Source organism: Rathayibacter sp. AY1A7, from assembly GCF_002930845.1.
GTDB lineage: Bacteria > Actinomycetota > Actinomycetes > Actinomycetales > Microbacteriaceae > Rathayibacter.
The window spans coordinates 162,781-175,100 of record NZ_PSTL01000005.1 but is presented as its reverse complement, the minus strand read 5'-3'; the positions used below and the strand labels follow the sequence as shown (position 1 = coordinate 175,100).

Genomic DNA, 12,320 nt, shown 5'->3' with positions numbered 1-12,320 from the left:
CTCCGAGACCGCCGCCCCGACCCCCGGCTCCCCCGAGCGGGAGACGTCCGCGCCCTGGTGGACGAGCGCCGTCGTCTACCAGATCTACCCGCGCTCGTTCGCGGACTCGAACGGCGACGGCATCGGCGACCTGGGCGGCATCCGCTCGAAGCTCGACCACCTCGCCGACCTGGGGGTCGACGTGATCTGGCTCTCGCCGGTCTACCCGTCGCCGCAGCACGACAACGGCTACGACATCTCGGACTACGAGGACATCGACCCGCGGTTCGGGACGCTGGAGGAGTTCGACCTGCTCCTCGCGGAGGCCCACGAGCGCGGCATCCGCATCGTGATGGACCTCGTGGTCAACCACACGAGCGACGAGCACGCCTGGTTCGTCGAGTCCCGCTCCTCGCAGGAGGACCCGAAGCGCGACTGGTACTGGTGGCGCCGCGGGCGCCGCTCGGCCGAGCCCGGCCGCGAGCTCGAGGCGGCCGCCGGCGCCGGCCTCGACGTCGCCGAGCCGAACGGCTGGCGCTCCTACTTCTCCGGCCCGGCCTGGACGCTCGACCCGGCGACGGACGAGTACTTCCTCCACCTCTTCGCGGTGCAGCAGCCGGACCTCAACTGGGAGAACCCCGAGGTGCGGCACGCGGTGCACGCGATGATGAACCGCTGGCTCGACCGCGGAGTGGACGGCTTCCGGATGGACGTGATCAACCTCGTCTCGAAGGACGTCGGAGCCGTCGACGGCGAGCAGGGCGGCGCGGGCATCGTCGGAGGGGTGGGTCCGCGGCTCCACGAGTACCTCCGCGAGATGCACGAGGCCGTGTTCGCGCACCGCGAGGGCTCCTTCCTCAACGTCGGCGAGATGCCCGGGGTCACCCTCGAGGAGGCGGTGCTCGTGACCGATCCCGAGCGGCGTGAGCTCGACATGGTCTTCCAGTTCGAGCACGTCGGCATCGACCACGGAGTCGACAAGTTCCACCCGGTGCCGCTGGACCTGGTCGCCTTGAAGGCCAACCTCGCGCGCTGGCAGGACGGCTTGGCCGAGCGCGGCTGGAACAGCCTGTACCTCGGCAACCACGACCAGCCGCGTCTCGTCTCGCGCTTCGGGGACGACGGCGCGCACCGCTACGAGTCCGCGACCCTCTGGGCGACGCTCCTCCACCTCCAGCGCGGCACGCCGTACATCTACCAGGGCGACGAGATCGGGATGACGAACGTCCCGTTCGCCGGCATCGAGGACTTCCGCGACGTCGAGTCCCTGAACTACTGGGCCGAGGCCGTCGGCGAGCGCGGCGAGGACCCGGCGACCGTGCTCGCCGGGCTGCGCGCGCAGAGCCGCGACAACGCCCGCACGCCGGTGCAGTGGGACGACAGCCTCCAGGCCGGCTTCACGACCGGCGAGCCGTGGATCGCGGTCAACCCCAACGCCGCCGAGGTGAACGTCGCCGCCGATCGGGCCGCCGAGCGGTCGGTCTTCGAGTACTACCGGGCGCTGATCGCGCTGCGGCACGCCGACGAGACGGTGCAGCTGGGCCGCTTCGCGCTGCTGGAGCCCGAGCACCCCGCGCTCTTCGCCTTCACGCGCACCGGACCGGGCGAGCTGCTCGTCGTCGGGAACGTGTCCGGCGAGCCGATCGACGTGCCGCTGCTCGAGGAGTGGGCGGCTGCCGAGACGGTCCTCGGCAACGTCGCCGGTGCGACCGGGTCGACGCTCGGCCCGTGGGAGGCGCGCATCCTGCGCCACTGAACCTCGCCGCGCCCCGCTCCGAGCCCGGCGCGGGGCGCGGCGCCCGACGGCGGCGGACCAGCGGGCGAGAGCCTCAGGCGGAGACGCGGTCCAGCTGGGCGATGTCGCTCCGGGTCAGTGGGAGCGCGGCCGCCGCGAACAGCGACTCGAGCTCCGCGGCGTTCCGGGCCCGGACGATCGCCGCCGAGACCTCCTGGTGCGAGAGCACCCAGGCGAGCGCGACCACGCCGGGCTCCGTGCCGTGGGCGCCGGCGATCTCGTCGAGGGCAGCGAGCACGCGGGAGCCGTGGCGGCCGACGTAGTCCAGGCCCGCCTCGAACAGGGCCGACTCCGGCTCGTCCGTGCGGCTGCGCAGGGCGCCGGTGAGGTAGCCGCTCGCCAGGGGCAGCCGCGCGAGGGTGCCGAGCTCGAGCCGCACCACCTCGGGGGCGACGTCGGTCTCGTAGGTCCGGCGCTCCATCAGGCTGTACTCCGACACGACGGCCGAGAGCGACGGCAGCGCGAACGCGGTCGCCGTCTCGTGCAGCGCCGTGATCGCCGCTCCGCTGAAGTGCGCGGCACCCAGGGCGCCGACCGAGCCGTCCGCCAGGAACGGCGCGACCGCCGCCAGGCTGTCGGCGATGGGGATCCCGGGGTCCTCGCTGTCGAACGAGAGCAGGTCGATCCGGGTGCCGAGCCGCTCGAGGCTCCCCTCGATCGCGATGCGGACGTCCTCCGGGGCGAGTCCCGGCGCGTCCGGGTGCCGGCCGACCTTCGTCGCGACCAGCATCCGCTCGCGCAGCCCGCTCTGCTCGAGCCAGCGGCCGATCATGTACTCGCTCCGACCGGTCGCGTAGTGGTCCGCGGTCGAGATCAGGGTGCCGCCGAGGCGGCCGAACGCGTCGAGCACCTCGGTGGTGTCGTCGATCCCGGCGGCCCAGCCGAAGACGGAGCCGTCGAGGGCGAGCGGATGCACGGGGAGGCCGGTCCGACCCAGGGTGCGCGAGAGGAGCAGCGTCTCCGGCTCGGTGGCCAGCGGCGTCGGGTCGGTCACGGAGTCCTCCGGTCGTGGCGGTGCGGCGCGGTCCCGCCACCGTACCCCATGCCCCCGCCGACGACGGACGCCCGCCCCACCGGAGTGGGACGGGCGTCACGGTCGTGCAGGAGGGATCAGCTCTCGGCGGGAGCCTCGGCCTCGGCCTCCTCGGCCACGACGGGCGCGAGGGACAGCTTGCCGCGGTCGTCGATCTTGGTGATCTGGACGAGCAGCTTCTGGCCGACTCCGAGGACGTCCTCGACGTTCTCGACGCGCTTGCCGCCGGCGAGCTTGCGGACCTCGCTGATGTGCAGCAGTCCGTCCTTGCCGGGGAGGAGCGAGACGAACGCGCCGAAGGTCGCGAGCTTGACGACGGTTCCGAGGAACTGCTCGCCGACCTCGGGGTTGGTCGGGTTCGCGATGGCGTTGACCTGCGCACGCGCGGCCTCGGCCGACGGACCGTCGACGGCTCCGATGTAGACGGTGCCGTCCTCCTCGATGGAGATGTCGGCGCCGGTCTCGTCCTGGATCGCATTGATCGTCTTGCCCTTGGGGCCGATCAGCTCGCCGATCTTGTCGACGGGGATCTGCACCGAGATCACGCGGGGCGCGGTCGGGGCCATCTCGTCGGGCTGGTCGATGGCCGCCGTGAGCACCGCGAGGATCGTGGTGCGGGCGTCCTTGGCCTGCTTGAGCGCGGCGTCGAGCACCGACGACGGGATGCCGTCGAGCTTCGTGTCGAGCTGGATGGCCGTGACGAACTCGGCGGTTCCGGCGACCTTGAAGTCCATGTCGCCGAGCGCGTCCTCGGCGCCCAGGATGTCGGTCAGCGCCGCGTAGCGGGTCTGGCCGTCGACGACGTCGGACACGAGGCCCATCGCGATGCCCGCGACCGGGGCGCGCAGCGGCACTCCGGCGTTGAGGAGCGACAGGGTCGACGCGCAGACCGAGCCCATCGAGGTCGAGCCGTTGGAGCTCAGCGCCTCGGAGACCTGGCGGATCGCGTAGGGGAACTCCTCGCGGCTCGGCAGCACCGGCACGAGGGCGCGCTCGGCGAGGAAGCCGTGCCCGATCTCGCGACGCTTCGGCGATCCGACGCGGCCGGTCTCACCGGTCGAGTAGGGCGGGAAGTTGTAGTGGTGCAGGTACCGCTTCTTGGTGACGGGCGACAGCGAGTCGATCTGCTGCTCCATCTTGAGCATGTTCAGCGTGGTGACGCCCAGGATCTGGGTCTCGCCGCGCTGGAAGATGGCCGAGCCGTGGACGCGCGGGATGACCTGCACCTCGGCGTCGAGCGGGCGGATGTCGGCCAGGCCGCGTCCGTCGATGCGCACGCCGTCGCGGAGGATGCGGCCGCGGACGACCACCTTCGTGACGGACTTGTACGCCGCTCCGACCTGGTTGTAGGCCTCGGCCGAGAGCTGGCCCGAGGCGATGCGCTCGGCGATCTGCTCCTTGACGCGCGCCTTGAGGGCATCGTCGGCGTCCTGCCGCTCGACCTTGTCGGCGATCTGGTACACGCGGACGAGCTCGTCGTAGCTGAGCTCGGCGACGTTGTCGTAGGTCTCCTGCGCGTAGGGCAGGAACACCGGGTAGTCCTTGACCGGCTTCGCGGTCTCGGCGGCGAGCTTCGCCTGCGCCTCGACGAGTGCGCGGAGGAAGGGCTTGGCGGCCTCGAGGCCCTCGGCGACGACGTCCTCGCTGGGCTTGGTCGCACCCGCCTTGATGAGGTTCCAGGAGGACTCCGTGGCCTCGGCCTCGACCATCATGATGGCGACGTCCGAGGAGCCGTCCTCGTTGGTGACGACGCGGCCCGCGACGGTGAGGTCGAAGACGGCGTTCTCCAGCTGGGAGGCCTTGGGGAAGGCGACCCACTGGTCGTTGCCGGAGCCGTCGGACATGAGCGCCAGGCGGACGCCGGCGACCGGGCCGGAGAACGGCAGGCCGGAGATCTGCGTGGACGCGCTCGCGGCGTTGATCGCGAGGGCGTCGTAGAACTCGTCCGGCGCGATGCTGAGGACCGTGATGACGATCTGGACCTCGTTGCGCAGGCCCTCGACGAACGAGGGGCGCAGCGGCCGGTCGATCAGACGGCAGACCAGGATCGCCTCGGTGGAGGGGCGGCCCTCGCGGCGGAAGAACGAGCCGGGGATCTTGCCGGCGGCGTAGGAGCGCTCCTCGACGTCGACGGTCAGCGGGAAGAAGTCGAAGTTGTCCTTCGGGTTCTTCGAGGCCGACGTGGCCGAGAGGAGCATGGTGTCCTCGTCGAGGTAGGCGGCGACGGCGCCCTGAGCCTGCTGCGCGAGGCGGCCGGTCTCGAAGCGGACGGTGCGGGTGCCGTACGAGCCGTTGTCGAGAACGGCTTCGGCGAATGTGATTTCAGGACCTTCCAAGAGGTCTGTCTCCTTAACGTCTGCAGCGGCGCCCCTTCTGGGCGCCGGCGTTCGTCGGAGCAGCGGTCCGGTCAGGAATCGAGACGATCCCACGGCAGGGCTTCGCGCCGCGCCGTCGTGTGGAGGGCGTTCGTGCTGGCCACCAGTAGAAGAGCTCCGGGCTGTCGCGACCTGTGCCGCGAGCGGGACGTGCCGCCTGCGACTCGTGCCGCGGCGGCCCGTGCTCTGTCGCACGCTGCCGCCGTCCGGGACTCCACCACCGAGGACCAGCTTCCTGCCGGCCTGCTCCGTGGCTCGAATCCTGGGTCGACCGGCGGTCGCTTTCGGATTCGGAACCGGTTCATGCTATCAGCCGCGGTGCGGTTCCTCCATGGACCGCGCCGACCCGGCGGGCCCTCCGCCCGTCAGCCCCGCGTCTCGTGCATCAGCAGCTCGACGCGCAGCCCGCCCCTCACCGTCACGATGCGGGCCCGCACGCGGGGCGACCTCCCCGCCTCCGAGAGCCGGGCGAGGGCGGCCTCGACCACGTTCTCGAGACCGCGCGGCACCTGGCCGACGAGCCCCGAGGGGCGCTGGGCCGCGAACAGGCGGACCGGCATCGGAGCGTCCACGCGCTCCTCCTCCGCGGTGCGGCGCGGGATCACGGCCGTGACCTCGTCCTCGCCGAGGGCGAGCACCCGCGCGATCTCGTCCTGGTGCGGCCGGGAGTCGGCGAGGCGGAGGAGGGTGTCACCGCGCCGCGACTTCGGGCGCAGCTCGTAGTCGTAGTCGTCGAGCTTGCCCGAGCCGCGGTCGTCGGAGGGGAGGGGGTTCGCGTCGCCGCGTCCGAACGGGAAGAGCTTCATGCCCCCATTGTCCAGCGCGCGGCCCCTCCCCCGCTCGCTTCAGGCGGTGCGCCGCATTCGGGCGATCGCCGCGAGCACCAGGACGAGCACGACGGCGACGAAGCCGAGCAGGACCGGGACGGCCGGCAGGAGCGCGAGCGCGGCACCGATCGCCAGGACCGGCACCGCGAGGCCGAGGTAGGCGGCGAGGAACACGGCCGCGAGCACCTCGCCGCGGGTCTCGTCGGTGGCGAGCGAGCCGGCGACTCCGAGCGCCAGGCGGAAGAGCAGGCCCACGCCCGCTCCCGCGAGCACCCCGCCGACGATGAAGGCGGACACCGAGACGATCACGGCGCCGGTCGCGACCAGCAGCAGCCCGGCCGTCAGCGCCACGGCCGCGAGGCGGAGCGCCGTCCGCGAGGACAGCCGGATCGAGACCAGCTGCGCGACGGCTCCGGCGGCGAAGACCCCGAAGGAGACCGCGCCCGCCTCGAGGTGGGAGGTCTCGCCGAAGCGCCCGGCGAGGAAGGTCGGCGCCAGCGAGGTGAAGAGGCCGAACACGGCGAACCCGGCGAACGCGCCGACCGCGGCCGAGAGGAAGACGCCGCGGGACGCGGCCGGCACGGCCAGGCGCTGCGGACGGTACGCCGGGAGGACCTCGCGCCGCTCGACCGTCTCGGGGACGAGCGCGACGCCGATCTCGAGGACGACCAGGAGGACGAGGAACACGGCGTACGGGACGACCAGGGGCTCGCGCACCGTCACGGCGAACACCCCGCCGACGAGCGGGCCGAGCGCCAGCCCGCCCATGTTCACGAGGGCGGAGACGGCGCGGGAGGTGCCGGGGCCCTCCTCCGGTCGGGCGACGGCGCGCAGCTCCGAGAGGTGGGCGGTGGCCGTCGCGGTGAGCGCGCCGACGCCGAGCCCGGTCAGCAGGCGGGCGAGGATCAGCCCGGGCACGTCCGGCCAGAGCAGGAACACGGCGGCCGCCAGGACCTCGACGAGGATCGACGCGAGCAGGATCCGGCGGCGGCCGAGCCAGTCGCTGACGTGCCCGGCGAGGAAGAGGCTCGCCACGACTCCGACCGCGTACGCGGCGAAGACCACGGTGACGACGAAGGCCGGGAACCCGTCGCGCTGCTGGTAGATCGCGTAGAGCGGTGTCGGCACGGTCGAGAACGCCATCACCGTGAGGAAGGCGACGGCGATCACCCAGAAGCCGTGGCGGTGCGGGAGCTCGCGGCGGTGGACGGACGGGAGGGAGCGCTCGGTGGTGGTCACGGTGTCCACAGTGCTCCGCCCCATCATCCGTGTCCAACGGAGGATCTCGGATGGATTGATCGTCCCTGTTGGACAATGGCCGCATGGACGACCGCCAGCTCGCCGCCTTCGTCGCCGTCGCCGAGGAGCTCAGCTTCACCCGGGCGGCCGCGCGCCTGTTCGTCGTGCAGTCGACCCTCTCGGCGAGCATCCGCTCGCTCGAGCAGGAGCTCGGCTCGCCGCTGTTCGCCCGCTCGACCCGGCGGGTGGCGCTCACCGCAGTCGGCGAGGCGCTCCTGCCCTCGGCCCGATCGGCGATCGACAGCCTCGACCGGATGCGCTCGCTCGCGACCGACGACGCGGCGGGGCTCCGCGGGCGGGTGCGGGTGGGCACCTTCTCCGCCCTCGACCTCGTCGACCTGCCCGGCGCGCTCGGCGTCTTCCGCACTCGGCACCCGCTGGTGGACCTGCTCCTGCGCACCTCGACCACCGGCTCCACCGGTCTCGCCGAGGACCTGCGCCGCGGCCTGCTCGACGCCGCTCTGCTGGCACTGCCAGCGACGCAGCTGCGGGGCCTGGCGGTGACGCGGCTGGTGCGCAGCGACTACGTCCTGCTGGTGGAGAGCGCGCATCCGCTCGCCGCGGCGGGACCGCCCTCCCCGGAGGACCTCGACGGGCTCACCTTCGTGGACACGCCCGCCGGCTTCGGCAACAGGGTCGCCGTCGACCTCGCCTTCCGCGAGGCCGGGGCGTCGCGCCGGGTGGCCACCGAGGTCGCCGATCTGCCGGGGATCCCCCGCTTCGTGCAGGCGGGGCTGGGGCCGGCGATCGTGCCGCGCGCGGGCGTCGAGCCGCTGGAGGGCGTCACGGCCCTCGCGCTCGACTGGCCGGGGCTGGTCTGGGAGCTCTCGGTCTGCACGGCGCCGCGCCCCTCCGCCGCGGTGCAGGCGCTCACGGCCGTGCTGGCGGAGCGGTCGGCCTAGGCCTCAGCCCTCGCGCAGGGGGCCGCGAACGATCGAGTCGCCGGAGTGCTCCGGGTCGTCGTCGAACGGCTCCTGGGAGACGTCCACGAGCGGGTACTCGGCGAGGTCGACGTCGTCGGGGACGGCGAAGACGCCGTCGGTCCCGTCGAGCACGCCGAGGCCGACCAGCCCGGAGGCGTCGGCGGCGAGGAGCCAGACCTCCCGGTACGAGTCGTCCGCGCTCTGCGCATCGAGGTGCACGTGCAGGCGGCGGGTGCCGTCGGCGTCCTCCAGCTCGGCGGTTCCGCTCGCTCCCTGCCAGTCGGGGAAAGCGGCGAGATCAGCGCGCGCCACGACGGCGGCGGTGTCGTCGCTCCGCGAGGCCTGCCACCAGGCTCCGCCCGCGACCCCGATGACGAGCGCGCCGAGAGCGGCCAGCACGGCGCTCAGAGCGCGGGGCCGGCGGCGGCGGGCGGGACGGTGCCGTCCCGGGGGAAGGGCGAGCGGAGGCGGCACGGCAGCGGCCGACGACGGCAGGGCGCCGGGCCCGAGGTCGCCGAGGGCGAGCTCCTCGCGGATGCGGTCCCAGACGATCGCGGGCGGCGCCTCCAGCTCGACAGCACGGCTCGCACGGCCCAGGCCCGCGGCGTGGCCGAGCTCGACCAGCTGCCGGGCGCAGTCGGGGCAGTCGCGCAGGTGGGCCTGCTCGGCGTCGCTCGAGTGCTCGCCGAGGGCGAGCAGGGCGAGCTCGTCGGGATCGAGGTGGGTCATGTGCTGCTCACCTCCAGGCGGGAGCGGAGCCGGTCGAGGCTGCGGCGGATGTGGCTCTTGACGGTACCCAGCGGCAGGCCGGTGCGCTCGGCGATCTCGGTGTGGGTGAGGTCCTCGTAGAAGGCGAGGCCGATCACCCGCCGGGGGACGGGATCCAGGCGGGCCAGCTCGTCGGCGATCAGGATCCGCGCCTCGATGTCGACGGGGGCCTCCCCCTCCTCGACCGGCGTGACGGCGACGAGGGCCTCGGTGAGCCTCCGCTCGCGCGCCCGCGCCTCGTGCGCGTCCGCGATCCTCCTCCGGGAGATCCCGACCAGCCAGGCTCCGAGAGCCGCCCGTCCGGGGTCGAAGCCCGAGCGCGAGGTCCAGGCCGAGACGAACACGCGCTGCACCACGTCCTCCGCGTCGCCGCGGTCGCCGAGCGAGCGCAGCGCCAGCGTGAAGACCAGCGGCGACCAGCGCGAGTACGCCTCGGCGAGCGCCGCCTCCTCCCCTGCGGCGAAGCGGCGGCCGAGCCGGGCCACGAGAGCGCTGTCGGGCTCGGCGCCGTCGGCGGGCTCGATGGTCTCGATCAGGGGGTCCCTCCAGGGCTGCGGGGAGCGCTGCCGCCCGGGGGCGTGCGGCGCTGCGAGGCTCATCGTACGTCGCTGAGGCTCGGGCGGGCGGATCAGCCGGCCGGGACGGCCGTGACCACCACGTTGCTGAGGTAGTGGCGGGTGTCGTAGTCGAAGTCGCCGCCGCAGGTGATCAGGACCAGCCGCGGCGATCCGTCGGCGGCGAACACGGCCGAGAGGTCGACCGTGGTCTTCTCCGTGGTCTCCACCGTCGAGACGGTGTACGCGCGCTCCGCGCCGTCCGCGCCGGTGAGGGTCACGGTCTGGCCCGGGACCGCCTTCTTCAGCTCGACGAACGGCCCGAGGCCGTAGGCGAGGGAGTCGACGTGCGCGGCGATCACGACCGTGCCCTCCGGCTCGTCGAGGCCGGCGCCGAAGCGGTACCAGCCGGCGACCTGCGTGTCGGGCACGAGCTCCATCGAGCCGTCGTCCGCGACTCCGACCGGCTCGACGGCCATGTCGACGGGGAGCCCGTCGACGACGAGCCGCTCGGGAGCGAGCGCGGTGGGGGCGGGGATCGCGCCGAGCCGGGCGTCCGCCACCGGGACGGACGGCACCGCTCCCGGCGGGGCCGCCGCGGGCGAGGAGGGGACCGTGGCCGGCACCGGCTGCTGGGGCGCCGAGGAGACGGCGGCTGGAGCGGGCTCCACCCGGGACTCCTGCGCCGCGCATCCGGCGAGACCGGCACCGGCCACGATCAGCCCGACCACGGCGAGGACGCGCAGAGGGAAGGGGCTCCGGCTCATGGCGTCCTCCTGGGTCGTGGTCGGGGGTGCCGGGACGGCCGCGCTCCAGCACGGCCGACCCGGCGGTCGGTTCCTCGGGTCAGCGACGCGAGGCGGCGGTGCGGCGGCCGATCAGCACGGCGCCGGCGGCGGCGAGGGCGGCGAGCAGTGCTCCGCCCCACCAGCCCGCGGCGGCGTCGGGGCGGTTGTCCGCGGCGAGGCCGGCCTCACCGGCGGGGACGCCCGACGGCGAGGAGTGCAGTCCGTCGATGGTCTGCGTCGCGAGAGCGAGGTTGCCCTTCTCCAGGCTGCCCCAGGCGTAGACGATCGTGTTCACGCCCTCCTGGACCTGCACGTCGGCCGGGCCGATGACCGGCGCGGTGGTCCCGGTCGCGGCGACCACGGTCGAGATCGTGGCCGGGGCGAGGTTCAGCACGCCCTCGTTCGGGTTCGTCACGTTCGTCAGGACGGGCGACCCTCCGGCGAGGATGTCCACGGCCGGAGCGGCGGCGATGTGGCGGACCGTGAGCCGGCCCTCGCCCGCGGCGGTCTTCGAGATGTCATTGGTGAAGAGGGTCGCGGTGGGGGTGTTGTCCGGCTTGAGGTGCGCCGCGACGGTGTAGCTCTTCCCCGCCTCGAGGCTGATGTCGATCGGGCCGATCACGGGGGCGCTGGCGTCCGCGGCGGTGGAGGCCGTGATGGCGACCTTGTAGGTGCCGGTGGGGAGGTCGAGCGGGCCGGCGAGCGAGCCGGGGGTGAAGTCGTCGAGCGTCAGCTTGCCGTCGACGTAGACGTCGACCGGGGTGTCGGGGACGGCGTGCAGGACCGAGAGGTCGGCCGAGTCGGCGTCGGCGGCGGCGGCGGGCGTGGCGGCGATGCCGACGACGGCCAGGGTTCCGATGCAGGCACCGGCGAGCAGGCTGCGGGAGAAGCGGGAGGTGGTCACGGTGTTCCTCTTTCACGATGGGACCCGCGTGGGGTCGGGGGGTGGTCGAGAAGGGCCTTCACCACTACTTCCGGCCGAGGCGCCTCCTCGGATGCACCCGGTCTGAGATTCCTCGAAAGAATTTCTGCCGGACACTTCGCGAGCCCCTCGCAGCGCTGGCCCGAGCGCCCGCGCCGGGCTAGCCTCCGACCAGGAGGTGCGGAGGATGGGCAGGCGCGGCGTGGTCCTCCTCCTCGCCGCCGCAGCGCTCACCACGGCGGCGGTCGCGGGCGCGCAGGGCTCCCTCGCCCCCCGGGCGCCGGTCGCCGACCAGGCCGCCGCCGCCTCCGACGCCCCCGCCCAGTGCGACGACGCCCGGGAGCTGCTGGCCGCCTCGTCCGCCTTCGAGGGCGGAGCGGGCGTGCCGGCCGGCCACCTCGTGGCCTGCCTCGACGAGGACCACCGGCGCCTCACGATCCACAACCGCACCCCCGTCGTCTGGAGTCTCGGCGACTCCTCGGTGCGGGGCGTGACGAGCGGGACGGACGGAGTGACGGGTCTGCTGAGCCTGCACGCGTCGCAGTCCTCCTCCGGGCTGCTCCTCGCACCCGGATCCGCGGCCTCGGTCTCGGCCGGCGACGGGAGGATCCGACCGCGGCCCGACGAGCCCTCGACCCGGCTGCAGCTCGCGCTCACCGCGGTGGTCGCGGCTCAGGATCAGGCGATCGGCCCCTCCGCCGGTCCCGACAGCATCATCCGCGGCGCCGCGCTCACCTGCGCGGTCGTGGTCGCGGAGTCGGACACCGGCTGGCGGGTGACCTCGCCGCGGGCTCTCGCCGCGGCGGCCGAGGACCCGGTGTGCGCGCGCGACTGGGCCCGCGCCCAGCGCAGCGCGGCGGCCTGGCGGATCGCCCTGCCCGGGCTCGTCGACGCCGTGGAGGCTCCCGGCCGCCCCGAGGAGGACACGGCGCTCCAGCGGGCCGCGGCCGACTGGTTCTCGGCCTCGCGCGGCTACTCGTGGGGCGGAGTCGACCGCCCCGCTCCCCTGCCCTGACCGGCGCCGCGCGCCTCGTCCGCCCGGGAACGCGGAACGGGC

11 protein-coding genes are annotated in these 12,320 nt (G+C 73.8%); 3 read left to right on the top strand and 8 right to left on the bottom strand.

Annotation, left to right across the window (positions count from 1 at the left end; translation table 11 throughout):
* Window positions 1–82 precede the first annotated feature (82 nt).
* Window positions 83–1,735, top strand: coding sequence for an alpha-glucosidase (locus C5B95_RS06800; RefSeq protein WP_104348778.1), 1,653 nt, complete (start codon window positions 83–85; stop codon window positions 1,733–1,735).
* Window positions 1,736–1,808: 73 nt separating this feature from the next.
* Here C5B95_RS06800 and C5B95_RS06795 read toward each other — a convergent pair whose 3' ends face one another.
* From C5B95_RS06795 to C5B95_RS06780, 4 genes are all read right to left on the bottom strand, one after another.
* The gene (locus C5B95_RS06795) at window positions 1,809–2,768 is read right to left on the bottom strand and encodes an aldo/keto reductase (RefSeq protein ID WP_104226294.1); all 960 of its coding nucleotides are present in this window, start codon (window positions 2,766–2,768) and stop codon (window positions 1,809–1,811) included.
* 116 nt (window positions 2,769–2,884) lie between these two features.
* Window positions 2,885–5,143, bottom strand: a complete 2,259-nt coding sequence (locus tag C5B95_RS06790) for a polyribonucleotide nucleotidyltransferase (RefSeq protein ID WP_104226293.1) — start codon at window positions 5,141–5,143, stop codon at window positions 2,885–2,887.
* 404 nt (window positions 5,144–5,547) lie between these two features.
* Complete coding sequence (locus tag C5B95_RS06785; RefSeq protein WP_104348773.1) at window positions 5,548–5,988, bottom strand: hypothetical protein; 441 nt, start codon at window positions 5,986–5,988, stop codon at window positions 5,548–5,550.
* A 39-nt stretch (window positions 5,989–6,027) separates the two neighbouring features.
* Window positions 6,028–7,248, bottom strand: coding sequence for an MFS transporter (locus C5B95_RS06780; protein WP_258059849.1), 1,221 nt, complete (start codon window positions 7,246–7,248; stop codon window positions 6,028–6,030).
* Window positions 7,249–7,331: 83 nt separating this feature from the next.
* Between C5B95_RS06780 and C5B95_RS06775 the strand changes: the two genes are divergently transcribed.
* A complete protein-coding gene (locus tag C5B95_RS06775; protein ID WP_104348771.1) occupies window positions 7,332–8,210 on the top strand; it encodes a LysR family transcriptional regulator in 879 nt (292 codons plus the stop codon).
* 3 nt (window positions 8,211–8,213) lie between these two features.
* Here the strand turns inward: C5B95_RS06775 and C5B95_RS06770 are convergent, their stop codons facing one another.
* From C5B95_RS06770 to C5B95_RS06755, 4 genes are all read right to left on the bottom strand, one after another.
* Window positions 8,214–8,960, bottom strand: coding sequence for an anti-sigma factor (locus C5B95_RS06770; protein WP_104348770.1), 747 nt, complete (start codon window positions 8,958–8,960; stop codon window positions 8,214–8,216).
* Window positions 8,957–9,598, bottom strand: coding sequence for an RNA polymerase sigma factor (locus C5B95_RS06765; protein WP_104348769.1), 642 nt, complete (start codon window positions 9,596–9,598; stop codon window positions 8,957–8,959). The genes C5B95_RS06770 and C5B95_RS06765 overlap by 4 nt, the downstream gene beginning before the upstream one ends.
* Before the next feature lie 29 nt (window positions 9,599–9,627).
* Entirely contained in the window at window positions 9,628–10,320 is a 693-nt protein-coding gene (locus C5B95_RS06760) for a class F sortase (RefSeq protein WP_104348768.1), read from the bottom strand.
* Between the two features lie 79 nt (window positions 10,321–10,399).
* Complete coding sequence (locus C5B95_RS06755) at window positions 10,400–11,245, bottom strand: DUF4397 domain-containing protein (RefSeq protein WP_104224813.1); 846 nt, start codon at window positions 11,243–11,245, stop codon at window positions 10,400–10,402.
* A gap of 205 nt (window positions 11,246–11,450) precedes the next feature.
* On the opposite strand from C5B95_RS06755, the gene C5B95_RS06750 reads away from it, so the two are divergent.
* Window positions 11,451–12,278: a hypothetical protein gene (locus C5B95_RS06750; protein ID WP_104348767.1), complete on the top strand. Its 828-nt coding sequence runs from the start codon at window positions 11,451–11,453 to the stop codon at window positions 12,276–12,278.
* The last annotated feature ends 42 nt before the right edge of the window (window positions 12,279–12,320 follow it).

Bases quoted from the DNA above. Each gene is read 5' to 3' on its own strand.
- C5B95_RS06785 (WP_104348773.1), bottom strand. From the start codon at position 5,988: ATGAAGCTCTTCCCGTTCGGACGCGGCGACGCGAACCCCCTCCCCTCC.
- C5B95_RS06775 (WP_104348771.1), top strand. From the start codon at position 7,332: ATGGACGACCGCCAGCTCGCCGCCTTCGTCGCCGTCGCCGAGGAGCTC.
- C5B95_RS06770 (WP_104348770.1), bottom strand. From the start codon at position 8,960: ATGACCCACCTCGATCCCGACGAGCTCGCCCTGCTCGCCCTCGGCGAG.
- C5B95_RS06765 (WP_104348769.1), bottom strand. From the start codon at position 9,598: ATGAGCCTCGCAGCGCCGCACGCCCCCGGGCGGCAGCGCTCCCCGCAG.
- C5B95_RS06760 (WP_104348768.1), bottom strand. From the start codon at position 10,320: ATGAGCCGGAGCCCCTTCCCTCTGCGCGTCCTCGCCGTGGTCGGGCTG.
- C5B95_RS06750 (WP_104348767.1), top strand. From the start codon at position 11,451: ATGGGCAGGCGCGGCGTGGTCCTCCTCCTCGCCGCCGCAGCGCTCACC.